Origin of the sequence: Noviherbaspirillum sedimenti, from assembly GCF_003590835.1 — a bacterium.
GTDB lineage: Bacteria > Pseudomonadota > Gammaproteobacteria > Burkholderiales > Burkholderiaceae_D > Paucimonas > Paucimonas sedimenti.
The window spans coordinates 1,412,049-1,437,007 of record NZ_QYUQ01000002.1 but is presented as its reverse complement, the minus strand read 5'-3'; the positions used below and the strand labels follow the sequence as shown (position 1 = coordinate 1,437,007).

The following is a 24,959-nucleotide window of genomic DNA, read 5'->3' as shown; positions in this document are numbered from 1 at the left end:
GAAGAACCATGACCACGACTCGCATCGAAAACGCCAGCCGCCGCCGCTTCCTGCAGGAAGCCGCGGGACTCACGCTGGCGATCTACCTGCCTTCCGCGACAGCAGCAGGCGCTGGCAAGCAGATGGCGAAGACTGCAAATTTCGCGCCGAATGCCTTCCTGCGCATTGCCGAGGACAACACGGTCACCGTCATTGCCAAACACCTGGAAATGGGGCAGGGGGTCTATACGGGGCTTGCCACGATCGTGGCGGAAGAACTCGACGCCGACTGGTCGCAGGTCCGCGTCGAAAGTGCGCCGGCAGACGCCAAGCGCTACAACAACCTGTCCTGGGGGCCTATGCAGGGTACCGGCGGCAGCAGCGCCATCGCCAACTCCTGGGAGCAGCTGCGCCGGGCAGGAGCGTCCGCACGCGCCATGCTGGTGGCGGCAGCTGCGCAGCAATGGAATACGCCTGCCGCAGAGATTGTTGTTGCCAACGGCATGGTGATGCACAAGGCATCCGGCCGCAAGGCAAGCTTCGGTCAGCTCGCCCGTGTCGCCGCTGAGCAGCCGATGCCCGCGGACGTCAAGCTCAAGGATCCGAAGGACTTCCAGCTCATTGGCAAGCATGCTCCGCGCAAGGACAGTACCGATAAAACCACCGGCCGGGCCGTATTTACCCAGGACATACACCTGCCGGGCATGCTCACCGCCGTGGTGGCGCATCCTCCCCGCTTCGGCGCGGAGGTGAAGTCGTTCAATGCTACCAAGGCGAAGGCGATCAAAGGCGTGGTGGATGTGGTGCAGATTCCTTCCGGCGTCGCGGTTCTTGCCAAAGATACCTGGAGCGCCAAGAAGGGCCGTGACGCTCTCATCGTCGAATGGGACGAAAGTGCAGCCTTCAAGCTTGGCTCGGATCAGATCCTGGAAAAATACCGGGAACTTGCCAAGTCGCCCGGCAATGTGGCGAGCCGCGCAGGCGACGTGGACAAGGCGCTGAGTACCGTCGCACGTACCCTCGAAGCATCGTATGACTTCCCCTATCTTGCTCACGCAGCCATGGAACCCCTGAATTGCGTGGTCCGGCTTGGCAAGGATGGCTGTGAAATCTGGAACGGCGACCAGATGCAAACCGTCGACCAGATGGCGCTGGCCAAGCTGTTCGGTCTGACGCCAGAGCAGGTGCGTATCAACACTCTGTATGCCGGCGGCAGCTTTGGCCGCCGTGCCAGCAAGAATGCCGATTACATCGTGGAAGCCGCGCACATCGCCAAGGCGATCGACGGCCGTGCGCCCGTCAAGCTCGTCTGGCTGCGCGAAGACGATATGCGCGGCGGCTACTACCGTCCCATGTTCCATCACCGCCTGTGGGCTGGGCTGGATGACCAGGGCAGGCTTGTCGGCTGGCGCCATCGCCTGGTGGGACAGTCTATTCTCGCCGGTTCTCCCTTTGCGGCGGGGATCAAGGACGGCATAGATGGCACTTCGGTGGAAGGCGCCACCAATCTGCCTTATGCCATTCCTGACATGCAGGTAGAGTTGCACACACCGACGGACATTGGCGTGCCGGTGCATTGGTGGCGTTCGGTGGGCTCTACCCATACGGCTTTCTCGACGGAATGCTTCGTCGATGAGCTGGCGCAAGTGGCGGGGAAGGACCCGGTCGCCTGGCGTTTGACCATGCTGGAGAAGCATCCTCGCCATGCGGCGGTGCTGAAACTGGCTGCGGAAAAGGCGGGCTGGAATACGCCACTGCCTGCCGGCAAGCCAGGCGAGCGCCGTGGCCGCGGAGTGGCTGTGCACGAGTCCTTCAAGTCGTATGTGGCTCAGGTCGCAGAGGTGACGGTGAAAGGCGACGGCAGCTATCGCGTGGACCGCGTGGTGTGCGCGGTGGATTGCGGCATCGCCATCAACCCCGATGTGATCCGGGCACAGGTCGAGGGCTCGATCGGCTTCGCACTGTCCGCGGCAATGTACGGCGCGATCACCCTCACCGAAGGTAAAGTAGACCAATCCAACTTTCACGATTATCAGCCCGTACGCATTGCTGACATGCCACGCATTGAGGTCCACATCGTTCCTTCCGCAGCCAATCCCACTGGTATCGGCGAACCGGTCGTGCCGCCTCTCGCGCCGGCGTTGGCGAACGCACTTGCGGCGGCAACCGGCAAGCGTGTACGCAAGCTGCCGATCAACACTGACGAGCTGAAAGCGTAGTGATGCACGGTACCGACCAGCAAGTTCTGGAGGCTGTACGCCGCTGGGCCAGAGCAGGGCACCGATTCGCCTTGGTCACGGTCGCCCGTACCTGGGGATCCGCGCCGCGTCCGCCGGGGTCCTGGATGGCGTTGCGTGACGACGGCCAGGTGCAAGGTTCGGTTTCCGGCGGCTGCATCGAAACCGACCTGGTCGAGCGCGTGCTGCACGGCGGCTTCGAATCGACTGTGCCCTTACTGATGAAATACGGCGTTACCCAGGACGAAGCCCGCCGCTTTGGCTTGCCTTGCGGCGGAGCCATGGAGCTGGTCATCGAGCCTTGCCCTGACCTCGCAGCCTTGAACGACTTGTCAGAAAGGATCGCCCAAGGCCAATTGGCTCGGCGCACCATCACTATTGGTCAGCAGAGCGTGTCAATCACGGCAGGTTCAGCAAGGGATGCCGTGTGCTGGGATGGCCATACGCTGATCACCGTCCATGGCCCGGCGTGGCGTTTGCTGATCATCGGGGCAGGACAGATCTCGACTTACCTTGCCCAGATGGCGCAGGCACTCGGCTACCAGGTGTTGGTCTGCGACCCACGCAGCGAATACTCCGCCGAGTGGAACGTCCCCGGCACAACGCTCGTGCCGGGCATGCCGGACGATGTCGTTATCGAACTGAATCTTGATCCGCACAGTGCCGTTGTCGCACTGACGCATGACCCGAAACTGGATGACATGGCGCTGCTGGAAGCGCTGAAGTCTCCGGCCTTCTATGTCGGTGCGCTGGGATCTGCCGTCAACAGCCAACGGCGGCGCGAGCGTCTGCTACAGTATTTCGACCTGTCGCAAGCTGAGGTTGACAGGCTGCACGGACCGGTAGGGCTCCCCATCGGCAGCCGTACGCCACCGGAAATCGCCATTGCCGTGCTGGCCGAAATGACTGCGGTGAGAAATGGAGCGTGGACAAAGCATGGACTGCTGCCGAAGCAGACATCCGTCCAGGCTGGCTGCAGTATCGCCTAGGAGCTGGCCGTGCCAGGAATAGTCGGTGTTCTGCTTGCCGCCGGAGCGAGTAGTCGATTTGGCAGCAACAAGCTCATGCATCGGCTGCCTGATGGCACACCGATGGCTGTGACCACTGCCATTAATCTTCGGCCTTCGTGTGATCGCATGGTGGCCGTGCTGCGGCCGGATCATGATGAATTGGCCACACTTCTAACTGAAGTTGGATGTGAGCTTGTGTTTTGTCCCGAGGCAGAAGGTGGGATGGGGCATAGTCTGGCTAGCGGGGTACGCGCTACGGCCGAGGCTGCTGGCTGGATTGTGGCATTGGCTGACATGCCGTTCATTGCCGACAGCAGTTATCAGAAGCTGGCAGACTGCCTGCGCTCGGGAGCCAGTCTTGTCACTACTGAATATATGGGCCGGCGAGCCCACCCGGTCGGGTTCTCCCAAAAATGGTTTTCTCAGTTGACAGCATTGAAGGGAGATGAGGGCGGAAAATCCATACTGAAAAATTATCAGCAGGATTTGATTTTATGTCCCGTCGATGATGCTGGTGTAATTTTGGACGTCGATTATCCAACGGACTTGATTTGTGCACCTTAGCGTCTGCTATGGGGCTATTCGGGGGCGTCTCAGAAACGGAAAAACACAGATCAATCCTCATTCAGCTCGCCAAATCGCAGCGCCAGGTAGTCGATCAGCATGCGCACCGACGGCAGGAGGCCACGCCGTGATGGAAATACCGCATGAATGATCTCCCGACGCGGCGCCCACTCCGGGACGATCCTGACCAACGAACTGTCGGCCAGATGGTCACGCACCATCAGTAGCGGGAGCTGTGCCACTCCGACACCCGCCAAAGCGGCATTGCGCAACGCGATCATGTCCGTCGTCACGAAACGGGGCGCGTGATGCACGGTGGCTTGCGCATCATCCGGCCCGAACAGCGTCCAGCTATGGGGCTGTTGCGGCATTTCGAGGCCCAGGCTCGGCCAACCGTTCAAGTCGGCAGGTGCGACGGGAAAGCCTCGCTGCTGGATGAGCGCAGGGCTGGCAATCAGGCATTGCCCACGATCGGCCAACACACGCATCACCAAATCGCTGTCCTGCAAAGGCGGCGGCCGCACACGGATCGCCACATCCACGGCTTCGCTCACCACGTCGACACGCCGATTGGTGGCCTCCAGGTGCAGCGTAATCTGTGGGTAGCGGACCATGAAGTCGGCCAGCATCGATCCGACATGCACGTGCAGCAGTGCAACCGGACAGGACATGCGGATCACGCCGCGCGGCTCGGCCCGCGAGGCGTCGATGGCCTCCTGCGCGGCCTCGGCCTCCACCAACATCGCCTTGCAGTGGTCGTAGTAGGACCGCCCGATCTCCGTCACGGCGAAGTGGCGTGTCGAACGCTGGATCAGACGGACGCCCAGCCGCTCTTCCAACATGGCAATACGGCGGCTGAGTTTCGATTTAGGCATGCCCAAAGCTCGGCCGGCTGGCGCGAAGCCGCCGTGATCCACGGCTTGGACGAAGTAGTAGAGATCGTTTAGATCCTGCATGTCTGTTCTTATCGTTCAATAAATAGGACTCTTAACTTCAATTTAGCAGACTACACATCAAGTCGTCTAAAAACTATGCTTTCTCTAACGGTACAACCAGCCGATTTCTCAGGAGAGCAGCATGAAAAAGATTCTCGGTATCTACAGCGCACCCCGTCCCCACTGGGTCGGCGATGGCTTCCCGGTGCGCTCCTTGTTCTCGTACAACAGCCACGGCCAGCAGCTCAGCCCTTTCCTGCTGCTCGACTACGCCGGCCCGACCGACTTCGCACCCACGGACACGCCTCGCGGCGTGGGCCAACATCCGCATCGCGGGTTCGAGACCGTGACCATCGTCTACAAGGGCGAGGTGGCGCACCGCGACTCGACCGGCCAGGGCGGCGTCATCGGCCCCGGTGACGTGCAATGGATGACAGCCGGTGCAGGCATCCTGCATGAAGAGTTCCACTCCCCGGCATTCAGCCAATCGGGTGGCGCGCTTAAGATGATTCAGCTCTGGGTCAACCTGCCGGCCAAGGACAAGATGACCGCGCCGGGTTATCAGGCCATCGGCGACGAGGACATTCCGGCTGTGACTCTGCCCAATGGCGCGGGTAACGTGCGCGTCATCGCCGGCGAATTCGACGGACATGCCGGTCCAGCCCACACCTTCACGCCGATGAATGTCTGGGACATGCGGCTCACCCAGGGTAGTTACAGCACTCTGGCGCTGCCCGAAGGCTGGACGACAGCACTGGTGGTGCTGCACGGCACGGTGCAGGTCAATGGCAACGCGATTGCACGTGAAGCACAGATGGTCGTGCTGGACCGCGCCGGTCAGAGCCTTTCAATTGAGGCCAACAGCGATGCCATCGTCCTGCTGCTCAGCGGCGAACCCATCGACGAACCCATCGTGGGCCATGGGCCGTTCGTGATGAACAGCCAGCAGGAGATTGTGCAAGCGATCTCCGACTTCAACAGCGGCCGGTTTGGGCCGATGCCTGGCTGACTTTCACTTTTTTACTTGGCTGGCCCGTTCGGGCTCCCAAGCATTCCGGTGTCTTGCGCCACCCAACCATGAAGGAGAAAACCATGAGTAAGCCTTACGTTCGTCTCGACAAAGACAATGCCGCTGTTCTTCTGGTCGATCACCAAGCGGGTCTGTTGTCCCTAGTTCGCGACATTGATCCGGACAAGTTCAAAAACAACGTGCTGGCACTCGGCGATCTGGCTAAGTACTTCAAGCTGCCGACCATTCTCACTACCAGTTTCGAGACTGGGCCGAACGGTCCGCTGGTCCCCGAGTTGAAAGAACAGTTTCCCGATGCGCCCTACATCGCCCGCCCCGGCAACATCAACGCTTGGGATAACGAAGACTTCGCCAAAGCCGTCAAAGCTACCGGAAAGAAGCAACTCCTTATCGCCGGCGTCGTGACTGAGGTGTGCGTTGCATTCCCCGCACTGTCGGCTCTGGAAGAGGGCTATGACGTGTTCGTCGTCACCGATGCATCGGGCACCTTCAACGAAGTGACGCGCCATTCGGCGTGGGATCGCATGTCGCAAGCGGGGGCGCAGCTGATGACGTGGTTCGGAGTGGCCTGCGAGTTGCACCGCGATTGGCGAAATGATGTTGAAGGTCTGGCGGCGCTGTTCTCCAACCACATCCCGGACTACCGCAATCTGATCACCAGCTACAACGCCTTGACAGCCAAAAAGTAAGCAATGGCTCGATGCCTGGATCAATCGCGGGCATCGCGCTATGATTTCTAAATCAAAGGAGTTTTCACATGACTATTCCAGCCAACTTCAACGGCCAGCGCCCCGTCATCGACCCCAACGATTCGGTCATGCTGCTGATCGACCATCAAAGCGGGCTGTTCCAGACCATCGGCGACATGCCGATGCCGGAGCTGCGCGCCCGCGCGGCCGCGCTCGCCAAGATGGCGACGCTGTCCAAGCTGCCCGTCATCACCACGGCGTCCGTGCCGCAAGGCCCCAATGGCCCGCTGATTCCGGAAATCCACGAGAACGCGCCGCACGCCCAGTACGTGGCGCGCAAGGGCGAAATCAATGCCTGGGACAATCCGGACTTCGTCGCTGCCGTGAAAGCCACCGGTCGCAAGACCCTCATCATTGCCGGAACCATCACCAGCGTCTGCATGGCCTTTCCCTCCATCAGTGCTGTCGCTGAGGGCTACAAGGTGTTCGCCGTGGTCGACGCCTCCGGCACCTACAGCAAGATGGCCCAGGAAATCACGCTGGCCCGCGTCGTGCAGGCCGGTGTCGTGCCGATGGATACGGCCGCCGTGGCCTCGGAACTGCAAAAGACCTGGAACCGCGACGACGCCATGCAGTGGGCAGAAATTTACACCAAAATCTTCCCGGCCTACCAGTTGCTGATCGAGAGCTACTCGAAGGCCCAGGATGTGGTGAAGAACAACGAGGTGCTGGACTCCCTGCGCAAGTGATCGTTGGTGCCTCGTACCAACAGCGGCGAGCTGTGTGCTCGCCGAACTGAAAGCGGAAATACCAGCGGACCGCGCAACTGATGACGGAATCCGGAAAACGATGGCGGGGGTAAAGCGGCTTAGGTATCTTCAGCGCTCAACTCTACCAACTTCAGACCTTAACGTGACAATGCCCTGTAGCGTAGGGCCTGCACCACCAGCGAAAATGCCGGTGACGGCTGGCGTCTGCTGGGATAGTACAGATGGTAGCCCGCAAATTTCGGGCACCAGTCTTCCAACACCCGCACGAGGTGGCCTGCTTCAATATGTTCCATCAATTCGTCTTCGGGCAATAGGATAATGCCAAGTCCGGCCAGTGCGGCGTCAACCTGCGGCGGAACGGTGTTAAAGATCAGAGAGCCATCCACGCGAACATTCACTTTGCGACCACGGCGCTCAAAGTCCCAGACGTACAAGCCGCCGGACGTGGGCATGCGCTGGTTGATGCAGTTGTGCTCCATCAAGTCCTCTGGTGTTTTTGGAGTGGGATGGCCTGCAAAGTAAGTGGGTGACGCCACGACGGCCATGCGTAACGGCGGGCCGATGGGTACGGCAATCATGTCCTTGTCGATGGTGTTGCCTAGGCGAACGCCCGCGTCAAAGCGGTCGGCTACGATGTCGCGGAAGCCGTAGTTCATATCAAATTCGAATTTTATGTCAGGATAGTCACGCAGCAGCGGCGTGAGTTTTGGTAGCAAGGTCGTGCGCAAAACATTGTCGCCGCAAGTAATGCGCACGGTGCCTGCGGGCTTGTCGCGCAATTCAGTCAAGGCATCGAGTTCCGCTTCGATCTCCTCAAAGCGGTGGCCGATGGTCTGCATCAGACGCTCGCCTGCCGGGGTCAGGGCGATGCTGCGCGTGGTGCGCGTCAACAGCCGGATTTGCAGGCGCTCCTCCAACCCTCGGATCGCCTGGCTCAGAGCCGATTGCGTCACGCCCAGCGTGGCGGCGGCACGGGTAAAGGTGCCTTTACGCGCCACGGTGACGAAGGCCAACAGGTCGTTCAAGTTGCGTTTCAGCATGCTTTCATTCCAAGAGATTTATTAGCCAGGCTAATAGAGTAATTAAGGATTCATTATCTAGTCAACCCTCGGGGCGATGGTTAAACTTGTCGTCATTCAAAAAGGCATTCGCTTTGCCTTTTATTTAACTGCATTTCACATACTCAATCGACCCATGACCCTTCAAGCTTGTGACGCCTCGATAGATTTTCGACCGCAAGTCACGGAAAGCATCCGGAACGCGCCGATTAAAGCGGACGATATTCCGGCTCCGCACGAAGTTGTACAGAATCCCGCCTACTGGAGTGGCGTGTTTGCAATGACGCTCTGCGCGTTCGTGCTGGTGGCTTCTGAATTCATGCCCGTCAGTTTGCTGACCCCGGTTGCCGCTGATCTCAACATCAGTGAAGGGCTGGCCGGGCAGGCCATTTCCGTGTCCGGCGTTTTTGCGGTGCTGACGAGTCTTTCCATTCCGGCGCTTGCCGGCAGGATGAGCCGCAAGACGCTGTTGCTGTGGATGACGGGACTGATGTTTCTCTCGGGGCCGATCATTGCGCTGGCGCCGAACTATGCGACGTATATGGCTGGCCGGGTGCTGATCGGGGTGGCGATCGGCGGATTCTGGTCCATGTCGGCGGCTGCGGCCATACGGCTGGTGCCTGCCCCTCAGGTGCCGCGGGCACTGGCCATCTTCAATGGTGGCAATGCGCTGGCAATGGTGGTCGCCGCTCCCCTGGGCAGCTATCTCGGCGCGATCATCGGCTGGCGCGGCGCCTTCTTTTGCCTTGCTCCGGTGGCACTGCTCGCGTTTGTCTGGCAATGGGTCAGCCTGCCCGCCATGAAGGCCGAAGAACGTCCGGCAGGTTCTGGCAATGTCTTCAGGCTTCTGAAGAATCCCCTGGTCGCATTGGGCATGGCCGCTGTCAGTATCTTTTTCATGGGGCAGTTCACCCTGTTCACCTATCTGCGCCCGTTCCTCGAAACGGTGACCCGCGTTGAAGTGTCCACGCTGTCGTTCATTCTTTTGACACTGGGCGTGGCCGGTTTCATCGGCACCATCCTGATCGGCGCGTTTCTGAAGAGAAGTTTTTACGGGACCTTGATCGCCATCCCGCTCTTGATGGCCATGGCTGCCGTGACGCTGATTGCTTTCGGCAGTTGGGTGGCCGCCGTCGTGGCGCTGCTGGGCATCTGGGGACTGGTCGCCACAGCGGCGCCCGTGGGCTGGTGGACCTGGGTGGCAAGAACGATGCCGGAGAACACCGAAGCCGGTGGCGGGCTGATGGTGGCAGCGGTTCAGCTGGCGATCGGACTGGGTTCCACCGTCGGCGGTTTGCTATTCGATATGAGCGGGTACCAGAGCACGTTTCTGGTGAGCGCCGTTTTACTACTGATCTCGGCGTTCCTGGCCTTCCTGGCGTCGCGTGCGGAGCGTGCTCAGAAGGTCTGAATACTAAAAAAATCTGGATCAGAAAAGATGGCCAGCCATTTATTTTTTAACTATTGAGTGAAGGAAGTCCCCATGAAAAAGCTCATTATGTTGCTAGTGATGCTAGTCAGTTCATTCTCTGTAATGGCTGCAGACATGTCCAATGGCGCAGATAATTTTTTCAAAAGCGATAAGGTAGCTATGCAGACGGTTACGTTCAAAAATCAACACAAGATGAAGGTCGCAGGGAATCTTTTCATTCCCAAGAACATAAACCGGAATACAAAAAATCCCGCAATCATCGTCGGCCATCCCATGGGTGCCGTAAAAGAACAAAGCGCGAATCTATATGCTGCAAAAATGGCTGAGCAAGGATTCGTTACCTTGTCCCTGGATTTGTCGTTCTGGGGTGAGAGCGAGGGCCAGCCTCGCAACGCAGTTTCGCCGGATATCTATGCTGAAGATTTCAGTGCTGCGGTGGATTTCCTGGGCACCCGACCATTCGTCGACAGGGAGCGGATCGGCGCCATCGGGATTTGCGGCAGCGGCAGCTTTGTGATCAGTGCTGCAAAGATTGACCCGCGCATGAAAGCCATTGCGACGGTCAGTATGTATGACATGGGTGCTGCCAACCGTAACGCGCTGAATCACTCACTGACCATTGAGCAACGCAAGAAAATCATTGCAGAGGCAGCAGAGCAACGTTACGTGGAGTTCACCGGTGGTGAAACCAAGTACACCAGCGGGACGGTGCATGAACTGAAGGAAGATACTCATCCCATTCAGCGTGAGTTTTATGACTTCTACCGCACTCCCAGAGGCGAATTTACTCCCAAGGGCTCGTCGCCGAAGTTGACGACCCACCCTACGCTGACCAGCAACGTCAAGTTCATGAATTTTTACCCGTTCGCGGACATCGAAACGATTTCCCCACGCCCGATGCTATTCATCACGGGTGATAACGCCCATTCCAGAGAGTTCAGTGAAGAAGCGTACAAGCTGGCAGGACAGCCAAAGGAACTGCTCATTATTCCTGGTGCCGGTCACGTCGATCTTTACGATCGTGTCAATCTCATTCCCTTTGAAAAATTGACTTCGTTCTTCCGCAATAATCTGAAGTAGGTGACGGTGCGTGATCACTTTGTAATGACATGACCGCAATGAAAACAGCCTGAATCCGCCCTAATCAAAAGGAACCCTCATGAATCGACTTGCTTTGACGGCTGCCTCACTTTTTCTGCTGATGTGTAACACATCCCATGCTAACGACGCCGCTTCATCGGGTGCCAGCGCTCGCAGCGCCGAGCAAGGCAAGAAATCGCAAACCGTTTTTCGTGCCGGCGCCCAGCCTTCCGGTAAAGGCCCGGCTGAATACTTTACCGGCAACGTCCGTGTGTCGCCTCTTTTTCCTGCAAATCCTTCAACGCCCGTGACTGGTGCATATGTCACCTTTGAGCAAGGTGCGAGATCCGCATGGCATACGCATCCAACCGGCCAGCATCTGATCGTCACGGCTGGCACAGGCTGGACGCAGGAATGGGGTGGGCCGGTTACCGAGATTCACGAGGGCGATGTCGTCTGGTGCCCGCCGGGCGTGAAGCACTGGCACGGTGCATCGCCCAACACGGCGATGACCCATATTGCCTTGACTGGAACGGTCAACGGCAAGAACGTGGAATGGATGGAAAAAGTCACCGATGAGCAATACCGCAAATGACAGGAGAATTGAAATGCGCATGGCAATGCTGGTCGCCGCGACGGCGGCACTTTCGCTGATTTCCGCCGCGTTTGCACAAGAGTCGCAGACAAGGTCCGCTCCAGGAACAAAGCCGACGACAAAGCTGGATGACGCCAGGACCGTATCACCCGCGCTGGAACACTATACGCAAGTTCGCCTGTTGGGTGAGGTATGGAAACGCCCTGATTTATCGCCGCGAGACCGCAGCATCATCACAGTCGCTGCGTTGATCGCCCGCCATCAGACAGCTGAAATGCCGTATTACTTCAATCTCGCGCTGGATAACGGCGTCAAGCCGGGTGAACTATCAGAAGTTATCACGCACCTGGCGTTTTACTCGGGCTGGGGAAACGCCATGTCGGCGGTCGCCGTCGCCAAGGATATCTTTGGCAAACACAAGATCAAGCCTGAACAACTGCCTGCCGCGATGCCCAAGCTCCTTCCGCTTGACGAGACAACGGAAGCCCAACGGGCGGCAACGGTGGAAAAACAGTTCGGCAACGTGGCGCCGGGTGTCGTCCAATATACAACTGACGTTCTGTTTCGCGATCTATGGCTGCGCCCGGACCTTGCGCCGCGCGACCGCAGTCTGGTGACGGTCAGCGCTCTCATTGCGTCAGGCCAGGTTGCGCAGATTCCTTATCACCTCAACCGGGCAATGGATAACGGCGTCACGCAGGCACAGGCGTCAGAGGTGATCACGCATCTGGCGTTTTATGTCGGCTGGCCAAACACATTTTCGACACTTCCGGTCGCCAAAGAGGTGTTTGAGAAACGTCCTCGTTGAGAAAACTTGATGAGAAAAATACTGATTACCGCCTTTGCCATAGCGATGGCCATTAGCCCGGTCACGTATGGCGAAGGTGCCAGTCCGCAGCCAAATACTCGTGCGAGGCCGGCAACGGCCATCGCTCAGCAGAATATGAATACCTTAAAGATCCGGCTTACCGTCAATGGAAAAACAGTGATCGCCACCTTGGCCGACAATCCGACAGCCAGGGATTTTCATTCCTTGCTGCCATTGACGCTGACCTTGGATGACTACGCAGCAACCGAAAAAATTTCCTATCTGCCGAGGAAGTTATTCAAAGACGGGGCGCCGGCAGGCATCGATCCCTCGGTCGGCGATATTGCCTATTACGCCCCGTGGGGAAACCTGGCGATTTTCTACAAAGACTTTGGCTACTCGAATGGTCTGATCAAACTGGGGACGATCGACTCCGGTCTGGAAGCGCTCAAGGTGACTGGGTCGGTAAAGGTCAGGATCGAATCGATCGGCGATTAACTTTTGCAACCGCTAATCAAAACAAACATGAAGAAACAGTTAATCAGAATGGTGTGGGTTCTGCTTGCATTGCTGGGATTGCTATCGGTGGGCGCATGCGCGTATATCCAGCATCCCAAATTCGGGCGGCTTCCTGAGGGAGAGCGTTTGGACATCATCCAAAAGTCGCCCAATTATGCTGACGGCGAATTCCGGAACCAGGTGCCTACCCCTATGTTTACCGACGGTAGTAGTTTTCTCGACGCCCTGGTCAGCAATCTTTTCACCAAGAGCGTCCGACCGAAACCAGGCGTTCCGCTTCCTTCCATAAAAACGGATCTGAAAGCGCTCGATCCAGCCAAGGATACGGTCGTGTGGATGGGACATTCTTCGTACTTCGTTCAACTCGGCGGCAAGCGGCTCTTGATTGACCCGGTGTTTAGTACCAGTGCAGCCCCAGTTACTTTTGCCAACAAGGCATTTGAGGGCACCAGTATTTATACGGCTGAAGATATGCCTGCCATCGATTACCTGCTGATCACCCACGACCACTGGGATCATCTGGATTACCCAAGTGTGAAAGCGCTGGAGCCCAAGGTTCGGCACGTTGTCGCAGGGCTTGGCGTGGGGGCATATTTGGAGCAATGGGGCTATTCGAAAGAGAAAATCCACGAGGCGGATTGGTTTGCAACGGTGAATCTCGAAGAAGGATTCACTATTCATGTGCTGCCTGCACGCCATTATTCCGGACGTCTGCTGACTCGCAACAGAACGTTGTGGGCAGGATATGCGCTTGAAACGTCAACGCGTCGTATCTTTTTCAGTGGCGATAGCGGATATGGTCCGCATTTTCGCGAGATTGGTCAGAGATATAAAGGCTTTGACCTGGCAGTGCTGGACACTGGGCAGTACGACCGGCGCTGGGCCAATATTCACATGAATCCTGAGGAAGCCGCGCGTGCAGCTGATGAGCTTCAAGCCAAGACACTACTTCCAGCCCATGTTGGACGATTCACCCTTGCAAAGCACTCCTGGGACGAACCATTCAAGCGCATTAGCGCCGCAAGTGAGGGAAAGCGGCCTAAGTTGCTTACACCCAAGATAGGTGAACCGCTCTACCTTGACGGTCATACTCAGCAGTTTTCCAAATGGTGGGAAGGCATAGATTGATCATCAGTGCCTATCACGCGACTTGTCTGTTAAATGTAAAGTGCTGGGCGTATGACACTCGGATTGCTTCAAAACGCATAGTCGCCGATCACTCGCTTGACCTTTTCCAACGCTTCCCGAAGCGCGTCCAACTCTACCGACCCGAGCGCCAGACGGATTGCATGCGGCACGTGGGCGGACGTCGCGAATGGTTCGGCGGTGGACACCGAGATGCGCTCGCGCGTGAGCGCCATCGCAACCTGGTCGGCTCGAACCTCTTCTGGCATAGGTAGCCAGAGAAAATAGGACGCCGGATGGCGAACGCATCGCAATCCGGCGAGGACCTCACCGGCTATTGATTGACGGACCATTGCATCCCGACGCTTCTCTGCCTCCAGTCGGACGACAGTGCCATCGTCGAGCCACCCGCAGGCAATCGCGGTCATCACGCCGGGCGTGTTCCAGGTGGTGGCCCTGATCGCTCGCTCGATCGCGGGAACCCATCGAGCGGGTGCAGCAACGAATCCGACGCGCAGACCGGTGGCCACGCTCTTGGAAAGCCCTGAGACGTACACGGTCGTCTCTGGTGCCAACGCTGCCAGTGGGGCGGGTGGATCCTTCGCGAGGAAGGCGTAGGCCGCGTCCTCGATGATGAGCAGCTCATGTCGACGGGCGATCGATACCATCTGCCGCCGCCAGTGTGCACTCATCACCCATCCCAACGGGTTGTGCATCGTCGGCATCGCGTACACGGCACGCACCCGCCGGCTCATGCATAACCGATCCAGCGCGCCCAGGTCGGGACCCCGGCCAGTTGTTGGAATCGGTGCCAATTCCAGACGATAGGCTTCAGCCAGCACCTTGAACCCAGGATAGGTCAGTGCGTCGGTCGCTACCACGTCACCGGGCCGCAGCAGCGCCATGACAGTCGCTGCCAGCCCATGCTGCGCTCCACTCACAATCGACACTTGATCGCCACCAACCGCCAGCCCGCGACATGCGAGGTGACGAGCAACACTATCCCGCTCATGCTGGCGCCCACTGTGAGGCTGATAGCGCAGCATGGCCTCCAGGTCACCGGAGGCGGCCAGCTGACGCAAGGCGCCACGTAACAAATCTGCTTGATCTGGTAGCGACGGATAGTTGAAATTGAGATCCACCATGCCCGCCGCTGCCGCATGTTGATCGATGCCCAAGCCGTGAGGCAGCGAAGTTTCTCTAACAAAGGTGCCGCGGCCAGTCTCTCCACTGACCAAGCCCATGGCTTCGAGCTCGGCATAGACCCGTGTCGCAGTAACCAGGGCGATTCCCTCCTTAGCAGAGAGCTGGCGGTGGGTCGGCAAGCGCGTGCCTGGCAGCAGGCGCCCTGAGCGAATATCGGCTGCAAGTGCGTCGACCAAAAATTTGTAGCGGGCGTGGGGCATGCTGGAATGTATCCAATACAATAATTTGATTGTACTGCATCCTTCGCATACGATGGTTTAATCGCAATTCCATTCGCAAAGGTAAAACGACACCATGCACATCGCCATACTCACCTTCGAAGGCTTCAACGAACTTGATTCGCTCATCGCATTGGGTATCCTGAATCGCGTCAAGAAGCCAGGATGGCGCGTTTCGATCGCCAGTCCCACGAGACACGTCCGATCGATGAACGGGGTGGTCCTCGAAGCGCAGGCATCCCTTCGCGAGGCAAGTGCTGCCGATGCAGTCATCGTAGGCAGCGGCCTGTTGACGCGGGAAGTCGTCGCGGACAGGGCGCTGATGGCGCAGTTACAGCTTGATCCATCAAGGCAACTGTTGGGAGCGCAATGCTCCGGCACGCTCGTGCTTGCCAAGCTTGGGCTGCTTGAGGGTGTCCCGGCGTGTACAGACCTGACGACGAAACCCTGGGTCCTGGAAGCCGACGTTGCCGTACTGAACCAGGCTTTCGTTGCCGAGGGTAACATCGCAACCGCGGGTGGGTGCCTTGCATCACAGTACCTTGCCGCCTGGATGATCGCCCGTCTGGAGGGCACTGAGGCAGCGAGGGCCGCACTTCACTACGTCGCACCAGTAGGGGAAAAAGAGGACTACGTAGCGCGTGCGATGCGACATGTCACACCGTATCTGTAATGGGCTGCGTCCGCTTTTGGCCTATTCCGTTGAAAAAATCGAAGAGCAACATCCGACCTGTGCTTCGACCATCAAAAAATGCAGCCAGGCATCGAGTCACGTGAAAATGCGCTGTGATTGATTCGATGATTGAATCAATAAGGCATGATTTTTAATGATTGAGTTACACAAAACGTATATAAGTTCCCGAGGCGCATTGGGGGGTTGATGGCGGCATTGATCGTGCATTGTCCATCCCTTGTGCGCGACAGCTTGTCTCTTCCTTCCTTCCTTCCTTCCTTCCTTCCTTCCTTCCTTCCTTCCTTCCTTCCTTCCTTCCTTCCTTCCTTCCTTCCTTCCTTCTGATCAGTCTCTCTCTCAGCGTGGCACTTTGCTTGCATTAAACAAACTTTGATAGCTTGTCCCCACGCTGAAAATATTTCACTGCCGTAAGTCGTCCAACGAAATCTGCTTGCGCACTGATGGTGATTAAAAGTCCATTCCAGTTGAGCCATACAATCTAGGAGCGAAAAGAGGATTAACTACTCAATACCAGAGCATGTAGATGTTCAAGTATGGGCATGATCAAACAAAATAATGGATGGTGGTCTGGCCAGACTCGGGCTGGAGCGGGGAATGTAATTTCTCCAGTCATCCATTTTTGATGGAACAAGAAGATGAAATTCAGCGAATCAATGAATGGCTCTGTAAATTTGGGTGAATCACTGACGCTTCGTGGAATGCAGATGGGACGGGAGTTCCATCCGTTCAATGCCCGGAGTTCCCGCATCAGCCTGAAGCAATGGAAAATGTTTCAGGCTGTCGTTGATTTTGACGGCTTTACCGGCGCAGCGAGTCATCTTCACATCAGCCAATCGGCGATTAGTTATACTTTGGCAAAGCTGCAAGAACAATTGGGTGTCTCTCTTCTGAAAATTGAAGGCCGCAAGGCCCAGATAACGGAAGAGGGGAAAATACTGCTGGACCGCTCTCGCGATCTGGTGCGAAATGCCATGGAGCTTGAGGTGCTTGCCGAGAATTTGCGGCACGGATGGGGGCCGGAAATTCGCTTGGCAGTGGATCCCAGTTTCCCCCCGCAGCTGCTCATGCTTGCTCTTCGCAAGCTCTTCCCGCACTCGCTGAACATCCGGCTAAGTGTTGAGGAGATGACCCTATACCAGGCAAATATAGCGCTGCATGAACGTACCGCCGATCTCGCGATTACTACGCAAGTACCGATCGGGTTCGAGGGAAGCGAGTTGATCGAAATCGAACATATTGCAGTCGCCCATCCTGAGCATCCATTATTCTGCTTGAAACGGCAGATCACCCTTGATGATCTCGAAAAGCAAGTGCAGATCGTTATTTCCGGATCTGGTGATCGCGTTTCCGCCAATGCCAACCATCTCTTGCCAGGCTACTCGCGGCTCTGGAATGTGAATGGCGTTGACACAGCGATCGATGCTTTGCGACACGGCCTTGGTTATGCCTGGTTGCCGAAGTATCGCGTGCAACGATGGCTGGATGAAAACAAGATTTCCATTCTGCCTCTGAATAATGGCGCCAGTTACAAATCTCATTTACACATAATCTTTGGAAGCTCGGTGGGACCGAAGTCCGGTGCCAAGAGATTTGCGGATGTACTTTGCAAGCTGGCAGAGAACGGCCCATTTCCGGTCGATCCGAAAACTTCCTGAATGTCGTTTCAATGAGCCAGTTCTGGCTTTCTGATCAGGGGAGCGTTGATTTATAACATTTCTCCTTTAGTTTTCAGACGCATAGGGTCATTCATTTTCTTTGCATTCTTCAGTTCTGAAAATATTGACCAGTCGATTGAAAATGACGATTGATCGCAGGCTTTCGAAAATGGATCAATCGAATTTTTATATTTAATATTTAGTGAAGTGTTGAGTAGACTGGAGTGAGTTGCACATTTTCAAGTGGCTTGTCATGTCGTATTGAACAAAGCCGGAATTTACAGATCGGTGACAGCCCTACAAAAAAACAGGATTTTTCATCGTTGAAACGCCAATAAATTTTCAAGCGAACCCCATGAATCAATCTGTCATGCGAACCCATCCTCGCGATGAATCTGGTGATTACCCTTCGAACTTCCACTTTTTCTGGAATACCATTCTGGAAAATCGGTGGCTGATTATCGGCATAGCATTGGTCACGGCCCTGTTGGGAACCTTGTATGCGCTTCAGATAAAGCCTGTTTATGAAGCGAACATCCTGATTCAGGTAAAAGAGAACTCAACGCCAGCCAAGGACCTTCCGGGTAACCTGCCCGCGGCTTTGGATATAAAAACCCAGACTGCCACGGAAGTGGAAATTCTGCGTTCACGCTCCGTTCTGTTGCATGCGGTGGAAGCCTCAAAACTCGACATCTTTGTGGAGCCAAAATACTTCCCGATTGTTGGCGCATGGATAGCAACGAGCAATAAAAATAGTTCGACACCGGGAGTTTTTGGATATGGCGGCTATGTATGGGGTGCGGATCAGCTCGCCGTCACCGAGTTGAATCTGCCCGATGCACTTCTCGGACAGCCTTTCCTGATCACGGTTGAAAGCCAGGACGGCTTTCGCCTGACCCAGGAAGAGCTGGGCATACAGATTGAGGGGAAGGTCAACGCAATTGCCCGGGCGCGCACGGCATATGGTGACATCGAAATTCTTGTCAGCCGTATCGCAGCCAAGCCTGGCGCGGAATTTTCAGTGAGCCGTATTGCGAAATATCAGGCGGTCGAGAATCTGCAAAGAGCGTTGAACATATCGGAGAGAGGAAAGCAGTCCAATATCATTGGGGTTTCGCTGAAAGGGTCGGATCCCGCACTGATCAGTAATATTCTGAATGAAATAGGAACAGAATATATTCGTCAGAACGTGGTGCAAAAATCCGTGGAGACCGAAAAGGCACTTGCATTTTTCAAACAGCAATTAGCGGATGCAAAAAATAATCTGGAGCGGTCCGAATCCAGATTTACCGAGCTTCGTGCCAGGAAAGGCACATTCGATGTAAAAGACGATGCCAGAACTCTTTCGCAGCGATCAGTCGCCTTGCTGGCTAAACTGGCGGAGCTGAAACAAAAACGGGACGAATTGCAGATCCGATTCTTGGACGAACATCCTTCTGTCGTGCAGGTTAACGGGCAGATTCAGGAATTGACTCGTGAGTTGGGCGCTATCAAGGCGAAAACCAATACCCTGCCTGCAATTGAGCAGCAAATGCTTGATGTTACCCGAGACCGGCAGCTCAACACCGAAATGTACACTGGACTTTTAAGCATGGGCCGACAGTTAGGCATGGTGGAGCCAAGCCGGAATGCCAATGTCCGTTTGCTCGATCGTGCCGAAATGCCGCGCCAGGCGGTTAATTTGAAGCGCTCGACGATGATTGCCGTCGCTTGTTTGGCGGGTGTCTTGTTCGGCGTGATCGCGGCATTCGCGAAAAGGGCTTTGGCCGGGCGCCTTCATGATCCGCGCGAAATCGAACAATCTCTTGGGCTAATGGTCAGCGCTGTCATTCCGCATAGCGAGAATCAAAAACTGATCGACAAGAAGTTGCGTAGAAATTCCAGGGAATTGCTGATCCTGCCCCAGGAGGCCTCCTCCGACGGTGCCATTGAAAGTCTGCGAATCCTGCGCAGCACACTGCAATTTTCAATGCGTGATTCTGAGCGGAATATCATCATGTTGACTGGACCGACGCCAGACGTCGGCAAGTCATTTGTATCCGCCAATTTTGCGGCAGTGCAGGCCGCAGTGGGAAAGAAGGTCTTGTTGATCGACGCCGACATGCGAACAGGCCACCTGCACCGATACTTCGGACTGGAGCGATCGCAGGGACTTTCAGATGTGCTTGCCATGATGGCGAATATAGATTCAGTCATCAAAAAAAGTGTAGTGGAAAATCTGGATTTCATATCCACGGGAAGTTTTCCGGACAAGCCTGCGGAATTGCTTGCCCACCCCAATTTTGGAAAGCTGCTGCGGACACTTTCGGCCAGCTATGATTGCATTCTGATTGATACGGCACCAGTGCTTGCTTTCTCTGATGCGCTGATTGTCGGGTTGCACGCCGATGCGATTATCAACGTGGTACGCGATGGCGTCAGCAGCATGGTTGAGGCGGAAGAAGCGGTCAAGCGCCTGAATCGTGCCGGACTTGCAGTGACAGGAATCATACTGAATGACGTGAAGCCCAACGTCAGTCCTTATGGATATGCATCCAGCTACCGTGCAGCCACCCTGAGCCTGGGATATAAGAATAGTGACGCTGAGAGGCTTAGACTGATCAGAGGCTAGCGGTGGGCCAGCGCTGAATTTTTTCGTTCATGTGGTTCTGGCGTTCTCCCCGGCGCCAGAATCACATGAATAAACATCTGCCGTCGTTCAATCATCCCAGCTCTCCCCGAGCCTCACAGTCCCGCCGAAACAATTTCTGCCTGCGTGCTGGCGCGGCCGCCGTCAAGCGCGCTTCAGGCGGCACCAGGCCGCGATACGGCAGCGTGGCGACCTCCACGATTCCACCTGTTTGAACAATCCGATTTCGATTGACTATTCCATGCGCTGAGACTGCTGCTGTCCTGTAAATGCTTTAAGCAGGAACGCAGTTCGTCAGTGGAAACAGATCATGAAAACGGATGGGAGAGAGCGGAATCCGCAGCAAGCCATCGAAATTTCATATTTTATTAATTGTTGGCTATTCGCTAAAGTGGCATGAAAGTTAACAAGCTTTCCGCATGCCGGACGCTTTACGTGCCTTCCATTTTTTCAGACCGGAAGCGTCCAATGACCAAGCGCATTCAAGTGTTTGCTTTTCCAGGAAGACCAGAAATATTTGCTCGCCACAATGGAGCTGTAAATGACTTCAAATGTCGGATGGATTTCTCGCACACTCGAGAATGCGGTGGTGGGGCTGGCCGATGCTGGCATGTTGATGACGTTTTGGGTTGCGTTGATTGCCAGCCTGACAGTTAGCGTATTAATTGTTTTCACCGAGCGCTGGCATGGACGCTACTCCTTCGATAATGATTTTCATGGTGTTCAAAAGGTGCATAAAAATCCGGTGCCGCGAACTGGCGGGATTGCCTTGATGACCGGGATTCTGGTGGCATCAGTTTTTGGTATTTTCGGGTATTCATCGGGCGTTCCGCAAGTAAATGAAAGCGGAATTTTCAAGCTTTTGCTGGCCGCTACGCCAGCCTTGCTTGCTGGCCTGATCGAAGACATGACGAAAAACGTCTCGGTAAAAATGCGGCTTATTGCGACATTTGCCAGTGCCATCCTGGCGGCCTGGCTACTGGGGGCGCACCTCCCTCGGCTGGATTTCTGGGGCCTTGACGGCGTGCTCCATTTGATTCCGGTTTCACTGGCAATCACTGCGTTTGCGGTCGCGGGAGTGACCAATTCAATTAATATCGTCGACGGTTTTAACGGTGTCGCAGGCGGTGCGATTGTCGTTGTTCTGGCCGGTATGGGGTTTCTTTCCTGGCAGGCTGGTGACGCGTTTGTCACGCAGCTTGCGCTTGCTGGAATTGGCACAACGCTGGGATTTCTGATTTTGAATTACCCGACCGGGCGTTTGTTTATGGGGGACGGTGGCGCCTATCTTCTCGGGTTCTGGGCCGCCGAGGTGGCTGTGCTGACGATCGTTCGAAATCCGCAAATCAACACATGGCAGGTCTTGGCAATCTTCGCCTATCCGGTAATCGAAGTGGTATTCAGCATGTATCGCCGAAAAATTGTGCGGAGAGCTGCCGTTGGTGCGCCCGATCGACTTCATCTTCATTCGTTGTTCTATCGACGCCTTGCTTGCCAGAAGATTCCACGTACTACGGAATATCCCTGGATCCGCAATGCCTCTGTGGCATGGTTTGTATCCCTGTGGATGGGTATCGCCACCTTTCTGGCGATTTCCATCGGCAATACCATTTCAGTTGCCGTTGCTTTGGTATTGATCCAGTCGCTGGCTTATATGGCGGTTTATGCGAGATTGATCCGCGGACATTGGGGACGCTGTTTGAATCCGGTTGTGATTTTTGGTTGGCGATCGGAACCGCGTAGCCGACCGATATGACTGTTCTATCTTCTCGCGGTACTTGTTTATTCGATCGAACCTGGTTCCTTGGTACTGGACTGCAATCTGCAATCTGCAATGTGCCAGGCATCATTTGTCTATTTACCTCTGTCGGACGAATTTTGTCTCGATCAGGCCGCGCGATTGACGTTTTGCAAATCACGCTGCGGCCTAACTATCAAAATATATTCAACCCGGGGGACGGTACTTTCACCCTCGCCGGTTCGTTTTCCGGTTTCGATGGGGGCACATAAACAGAGCTGATGTGTCATTCATGACAGATGCTTTTTCGGTTGATCTGCTGCGAAATACAGCAGCAATCCAATAGGGAATTGCGCACGAATTCCAGACTGTTTAAGGAATCTGTTGCGATAAATTTTTGGGAGCGGTGATCGGCATTCGCCGGCAACCCAATGGCGTAAGCGTGTCTGAATGAACATGAGTGCGAAGACGGCGAACTTGCAAACGAACTTGCAAAGATTCATGGCAGTGAATTCTGAAACAAAATTCACATCGACTTTCTAAGGATGAATATGACGATTTCTATCAATACCCGCATTGCGATCATAGGACTTGGGTATGTTGGATTGCCACTGGCGGTGGAGTTCGGCAAGAAATACCCCACGCTTGGATACGATATCAATCGTCGCAGGGTGGCTGAACTTCGGGAAGGAATCGACGTCACCATGGAAGCCGATGCGGAAGAACTGGCAGCGGCAACACGTCTGACTTATTCGACGGACATTGAAGAACTGCGGCAAGCCACTGTCTATATTGTGACGGTGCCTACGCCGGTAGACGATCACCATCGTCCCGATCTGACGCCATTGAAAAGCGCCTCGGAAACGCTGGGGAAAGTGATCAAGAAAAACGACATTGTCGTATACGAATCGACCGTATATCCGGGCGCGACTGAAGAGTACTGCGTGCCGGTGATTGAGTCAGTATCGGGGCTGAAATTCAACGAAGATTTTTTTGTCGGATACAGTCCTGAGCGCATCAATCCCGGTGATAAGCAGCACCGCCTGACCAGCATCGTCAAGGTGACCTCTGGCTCGACCAGCGCGACGGCAGACACTGTCGATGCGCTCTATGGCAGCATCATTAAGGCCGGAACGCACAAGGCACCGTCTATCAAAGTTGCGGAAGCGGCCAAGGTGATCGAGAACACGCAACGCGACCTGAATGTTGCTCTCATGAATGAACTGGCCATTTTATTTAAAAAAATGGATATCGATACGGAAGATGTCTTGAAGGCCGCCGGAACAAAATGGAATTTTCTGCCGTTTGTTCCTGGTTTGGTCGGAGGTCACTGTATCGGCGTCGATCCATATTACCTGACCCATAAAGCCGAAGAGCTTGGCTATCACCCACAAGTCATCCTGGCAGGGCGCCGCATTAACGACAATATGGGTGGCTATGTTGTCGGCCAGCTTATCAAAAAAATGCTCAAGCGCTGCATCCAGATTGAAAATGCAAATGTCCTGGTAATGGGGCTGGCATTCAAGGAAAACTGTCCTGATTTGCGCAATACCAAAGTGATGGACAGTATTAACGCGCTAAAAAAATACAACGTCAACGTCGATGTGTATGACCCTTGGGTGAATGCTGAAGCAGCTCAACATGAATATGGAATTACCCCGGTAGACATTCTGAAACACGATCATTACGACGCCATCGTTCTCGCGGTCGGACATCGTGAGTTCAAGGAGATGGGGGCAGTTGGCCTGCGCCGTTTCGGGAAAAAAGACCATGTGCTGTTTGACTTGAAGTACGTGCTTCCGAAAGCCGACGCCGACATCCGGCTATAGCTAAAACGCCGCCAGTACATGCAGACAGGAAAGGATTCGAATAGTGAACAATTTCGAAAAAGTGCGGTGCGATTTGCGCGATCACCCAAGGAAGTGGCTCGTTACGGGATGCGCCGGATTCATCGGGTCAAACTTGCTTGAGACCCTGTTGATGCTCGATCAGGACGTCATTGGTCTGGATAATTTTGCGACTGGTTATCAGCGCAACCTTGATGAAGTGCAGCAGCGGGTGGGCGCGAAGCAGTGGGGTCGTTTCCAATTTTTCAACGGCGATATCCGCGACAGCGCCGCCTGCAAAGAGGCAGTCGATGGCGTTGATTATGTTTTGCATCAGGCGGCATTGGGTTCCGTTCCGAGATCGCTCGAAAATCCGGTGGCGACGAACGATACCAATATTAATGGCTTCCTGAACATGCTCATTGCATCGAGAGATGCCGGAGTAAAGTCTTTCGTCTACGCTGCATCGAGTTCTACTTATGGCGATCACCCGGGATTGCCCAAGGTGGAGGACTGTATCGGAAGGCCGTTGTCCCCGTATGCCGTCACAAAATACGTCAACGAGTTGTACGCGCAGGTGTTTGCGCGCTGTTACAACTTTAAGGCCATCGGATTGCGTTACTTCAACGTGTTTGGAAAACGACAAGATCCGGATGGCGCATATGCCGCAGTCATTCCAAAATGGATTGCTGCGATGATCATGGACCAACAAGTCACTATCAACGGTGACGGCGGCACCAGTCGTGATTTTTGTTACGTGGAGAACGCGGTGCAGGCCAACCTGCTTGCTGCCGTGGCGCCTGAAGACTGCCTGAATGAAGTTTACAACGTGGCCGTCGGCGATATTACGACACTCAATCAACTGCATGGATATTTGACGCGTATCCTGGCGGCGAATGGCATCACGGTCACGAAAGAACCTGTGTATGCCGTCTTCCGCCGGGGCGACGTCCTGCACTCGCAAGCCGATGTAAGCAAGGCAGTAAAGAAACTGGGATATGCCCCTGAATACCATATCTATGCCGGACTTGAGGCAGCCATGCCATGGTACGTGGCGCATAGCGGGAGAGGATATGCCTGGGAAGACCGCATTTATCGTCGGTGTGAAAGTTCAGTCTCCGCCCGTATCTGATTCATGACGGAGACTGCAATTGTTATGAGT

At 55.4% G+C, this 24,959-nt stretch carries 20 protein-coding genes and 2 pseudogenes; 18 read left to right on the top strand and 4 right to left on the bottom strand.

What is annotated here, in order from left to right; all coding sequences use genetic code 11:
* The first annotated feature begins 8 nt into the window (after nt 1-8).
* The 3 genes from D3878_RS06685 to D3878_RS06675 are packed head-to-tail and all read left to right on the top strand — an operon-like array spanning nt 9 to nt 3,790.
* Nucleotides 9-2,198, top strand: a complete 2,190-nt coding sequence (locus D3878_RS06685) for a xanthine dehydrogenase family protein molybdopterin-binding subunit (RefSeq protein ID WP_119784757.1) — start codon at nt 9-11, stop codon at nt 2,196-2,198.
* Nucleotides 2,199-2,200: 2 nt separating this feature from the next.
* Nucleotides 2,201-3,205: an XdhC family protein gene (locus D3878_RS06680; RefSeq protein WP_119784756.1), complete on the top strand. Its 1,005-nt coding sequence runs from the start codon at nt 2,201-2,203 to the stop codon at nt 3,203-3,205.
* Nucleotides 3,206-3,214: 9 nt separating this feature from the next.
* On the top strand, nt 3,215-3,790 hold the full coding sequence (locus tag D3878_RS06675) for a nucleotidyltransferase family protein (RefSeq protein ID WP_119784755.1): 576 nt from the start codon (nt 3,215-3,217) through the stop codon (nt 3,788-3,790).
* Between the two features lie 50 nt (nt 3,791-3,840).
* Here D3878_RS06675 and D3878_RS06670 read toward each other — a convergent pair whose 3' ends face one another.
* Complete coding sequence (locus D3878_RS06670) at nt 3,841-4,746, bottom strand: LysR family transcriptional regulator (protein ID WP_119784754.1); 906 nt, start codon at nt 4,744-4,746, stop codon at nt 3,841-3,843.
* A gap of 121 nt (nt 4,747-4,867) precedes the next feature.
* Here D3878_RS06670 and D3878_RS06665 point away from each other — a divergent pair, with 121 nt between their 5' ends.
* The 3 genes from D3878_RS06665 to D3878_RS06655 all read left to right on the top strand — a co-directional run bounded on the left by D3878_RS06665 (nt 4,868) and on the right by D3878_RS06655 (nt 7,193).
* The gene (locus D3878_RS06665; protein ID WP_119784753.1) at nt 4,868-5,734 is read left to right on the top strand and encodes a pirin family protein; all 867 of its coding nucleotides are present in this window, start codon (nt 4,868-4,870) and stop codon (nt 5,732-5,734) included.
* 83 nt (nt 5,735-5,817) lie between these two features.
* Nucleotides 5,818-6,444 (top strand): isochorismate family cysteine hydrolase YcaC, encoded by a 627-nt coding sequence (gene ycaC, locus D3878_RS06660; protein ID WP_119784752.1) that lies wholly within the window; start codon nt 5,818-5,820, stop codon nt 6,442-6,444.
* A 68-nt stretch (nt 6,445-6,512) separates the two neighbouring features.
* Complete coding sequence (locus D3878_RS06655; RefSeq protein ID WP_119784751.1) at nt 6,513-7,193, top strand: isochorismatase family protein; 681 nt, start codon at nt 6,513-6,515, stop codon at nt 7,191-7,193.
* 42 nt (nt 7,194-7,235) lie between these two features.
* Here D3878_RS06655 and D3878_RS24270 read toward each other — a convergent pair.
* Nucleotides 7,236-7,326, bottom strand: a pseudogene (locus D3878_RS24270) (IS6 family transposase); the annotation flags it as partial.
* 25 nt (nt 7,327-7,351) lie between these two features.
* Nucleotides 7,352-8,254: a LysR family transcriptional regulator gene (locus D3878_RS06645; protein ID WP_119784750.1), complete on the bottom strand. Its 903-nt coding sequence runs from the start codon at nt 8,252-8,254 to the stop codon at nt 7,352-7,354.
* Between the two features lie 298 nt (nt 8,255-8,552).
* Between D3878_RS06645 and D3878_RS06640 the strand changes: the two genes are divergently transcribed.
* From D3878_RS06640 to D3878_RS06615, 6 genes are all read left to right on the top strand, one after another.
* Nucleotides 8,553-9,683 carry an MFS transporter gene (locus D3878_RS06640; protein ID WP_199688252.1) on the top strand — a complete coding sequence of 377 codons (1,131 nt, stop codon included), beginning with the start codon at nt 8,553-8,555 and terminating at the stop codon, nt 9,681-9,683.
* A 72-nt stretch (nt 9,684-9,755) separates the two neighbouring features.
* On the top strand, nt 9,756-10,784 hold the full coding sequence (locus D3878_RS06635; protein ID WP_119784748.1) for an alpha/beta hydrolase: 1,029 nt from the start codon (nt 9,756-9,758) through the stop codon (nt 10,782-10,784).
* 121 nt (nt 10,785-10,905) lie between these two features.
* The gene (locus D3878_RS06630; protein WP_476638916.1) at nt 10,906-11,379 is read left to right on the top strand and encodes a (R)-mandelonitrile lyase; all 474 of its coding nucleotides are present in this window, start codon (nt 10,906-10,908) and stop codon (nt 11,377-11,379) included.
* Nucleotides 11,360-12,187, top strand: coding sequence for a carboxymuconolactone decarboxylase family protein (locus tag D3878_RS06625; RefSeq protein ID WP_233556253.1), 828 nt, complete (start codon nt 11,360-11,362; stop codon nt 12,185-12,187). The genes D3878_RS06630 and D3878_RS06625 overlap by 20 nt, the downstream gene beginning before the upstream one ends.
* A 9-nt stretch (nt 12,188-12,196) precedes the next feature.
* Complete coding sequence (locus D3878_RS06620; RefSeq protein WP_233556252.1) at nt 12,197-12,685, top strand: cyclophilin-like fold protein; 489 nt, start codon at nt 12,197-12,199, stop codon at nt 12,683-12,685.
* Nucleotides 12,686-12,712: 27 nt separating this feature from the next.
* Nucleotides 12,713-13,834 (top strand): MBL fold metallo-hydrolase, encoded by a 1,122-nt coding sequence (locus tag D3878_RS06615; RefSeq protein ID WP_119784746.1) that lies wholly within the window; start codon nt 12,713-12,715, stop codon nt 13,832-13,834.
* A 68-nt stretch (nt 13,835-13,902) separates the two neighbouring features.
* Here the strand turns inward: D3878_RS06615 and D3878_RS06610 are convergent, their stop codons facing one another.
* The gene (locus D3878_RS06610; protein ID WP_119784745.1) at nt 13,903-15,237 is read right to left on the bottom strand and encodes an aminotransferase-like domain-containing protein; all 1,335 of its coding nucleotides are present in this window, start codon (nt 15,235-15,237) and stop codon (nt 13,903-13,905) included.
* A 94-nt stretch (nt 15,238-15,331) separates the two neighbouring features.
* Between D3878_RS06610 and D3878_RS06605 the strand changes: the two genes are divergently transcribed.
* From D3878_RS06605 to D3878_RS06575, 6 genes and pseudogenes are all read left to right on the top strand, one after another.
* A complete protein-coding gene (locus D3878_RS06605) occupies nt 15,332-15,928 on the top strand; it encodes a DJ-1/PfpI family protein (protein ID WP_119784744.1) in 597 nt (198 codons plus the stop codon).
* Nucleotides 15,929-16,584: 656 nt separating this feature from the next.
* A complete protein-coding gene (locus D3878_RS06595; RefSeq protein ID WP_119784743.1) occupies nt 16,585-17,604 on the top strand; it encodes a LysR family transcriptional regulator in 1,020 nt (339 codons plus the stop codon).
* 355 nt (nt 17,605-17,959) lie between these two features.
* Nucleotides 17,960-20,215 carry a polysaccharide biosynthesis tyrosine autokinase gene (locus D3878_RS06590; RefSeq protein WP_119784742.1) on the top strand — a complete coding sequence of 752 codons (2,256 nt, stop codon included), beginning with the start codon at nt 17,960-17,962 and terminating at the stop codon, nt 20,213-20,215.
* 559 nt (nt 20,216-20,774) lie between these two features.
* Entirely contained in the window at nt 20,775-21,989 is a 1,215-nt protein-coding gene (locus tag D3878_RS06585) for an MraY family glycosyltransferase (RefSeq protein ID WP_119784741.1), read from the top strand.
* Between the two features lie 533 nt (nt 21,990-22,522).
* Nucleotides 22,523-23,800: a Vi polysaccharide biosynthesis UDP-N-acetylglucosamine C-6 dehydrogenase TviB gene (tviB, locus tag D3878_RS06580; protein ID WP_233556251.1), complete on the top strand. Its 1,278-nt coding sequence runs from the start codon at nt 22,523-22,525 to the stop codon at nt 23,798-23,800.
* 40 nt (nt 23,801-23,840) lie between these two features.
* Nucleotides 23,841-24,848: pseudogene (locus tag D3878_RS06575) on the top strand (SDR family oxidoreductase); the annotation flags it as partial.
* Between the last annotated feature and the right edge of the window lie 111 nt (nt 24,849-24,959).

Bases quoted from the DNA above. Each gene is read 5' to 3' on its own strand.
- D3878_RS06685 (WP_119784757.1), top strand. From the start codon at position 9: ATGACCACGACTCGCATCGAAAACGCCAGCCGCCGCCGCTTCCTGCAG.
- D3878_RS06680 (WP_119784756.1), top strand. From the start codon at position 2,201: ATGCACGGTACCGACCAGCAAGTTCTGGAGGCTGTACGCCGCTGGGCC.
- D3878_RS06670 (WP_119784754.1), bottom strand. From the start codon at position 4,746: ATGCAGGATCTAAACGATCTCTACTACTTCGTCCAAGCCGTGGATCAC.
- D3878_RS06665 (WP_119784753.1), top strand. From the start codon at position 4,868: ATGAAAAAGATTCTCGGTATCTACAGCGCACCCCGTCCCCACTGGGTC.
- ycaC (WP_119784752.1), top strand. From the start codon at position 5,818: ATGAGTAAGCCTTACGTTCGTCTCGACAAAGACAATGCCGCTGTTCTT.
- D3878_RS06655 (WP_119784751.1), top strand. From the start codon at position 6,513: ATGACTATTCCAGCCAACTTCAACGGCCAGCGCCCCGTCATCGACCCC.
- D3878_RS06645 (WP_119784750.1), bottom strand. From the start codon at position 8,254: ATGCTGAAACGCAACTTGAACGACCTGTTGGCCTTCGTCACCGTGGCG.
- D3878_RS06640 (WP_199688252.1), top strand. From the start codon at position 8,553: ATGACGCTCTGCGCGTTCGTGCTGGTGGCTTCTGAATTCATGCCCGTC.
- D3878_RS06635 (WP_119784748.1), top strand. From the start codon at position 9,756: ATGAAAAAGCTCATTATGTTGCTAGTGATGCTAGTCAGTTCATTCTCT.
- D3878_RS06630 (WP_476638916.1), top strand. From the start codon at position 10,906: ATGTGTAACACATCCCATGCTAACGACGCCGCTTCATCGGGTGCCAGC.
- D3878_RS06625 (WP_233556253.1), top strand. From the start codon at position 11,360: ATGAGCAATACCGCAAATGACAGGAGAATTGAAATGCGCATGGCAATG.
- D3878_RS06620 (WP_233556252.1), top strand. From the start codon at position 12,197: ATGAGAAAAATACTGATTACCGCCTTTGCCATAGCGATGGCCATTAGC.
- D3878_RS06615 (WP_119784746.1), top strand. From the start codon at position 12,713: ATGAAGAAACAGTTAATCAGAATGGTGTGGGTTCTGCTTGCATTGCTG.
- D3878_RS06610 (WP_119784745.1), bottom strand. From the start codon at position 15,237: ATGCCCCACGCCCGCTACAAATTTTTGGTCGACGCACTTGCAGCCGAT.
- D3878_RS06605 (WP_119784744.1), top strand. From the start codon at position 15,332: ATGCACATCGCCATACTCACCTTCGAAGGCTTCAACGAACTTGATTCG.
- D3878_RS06595 (WP_119784743.1), top strand. From the start codon at position 16,585: ATGAAATTCAGCGAATCAATGAATGGCTCTGTAAATTTGGGTGAATCA.
- D3878_RS06590 (WP_119784742.1), top strand. From the start codon at position 17,960: ATGAATCAATCTGTCATGCGAACCCATCCTCGCGATGAATCTGGTGAT.
- D3878_RS06585 (WP_119784741.1), top strand. From the start codon at position 20,775: ATGACTTCAAATGTCGGATGGATTTCTCGCACACTCGAGAATGCGGTG.
- tviB (WP_233556251.1), top strand. From the start codon at position 22,523: ATGACGATTTCTATCAATACCCGCATTGCGATCATAGGACTTGGGTAT.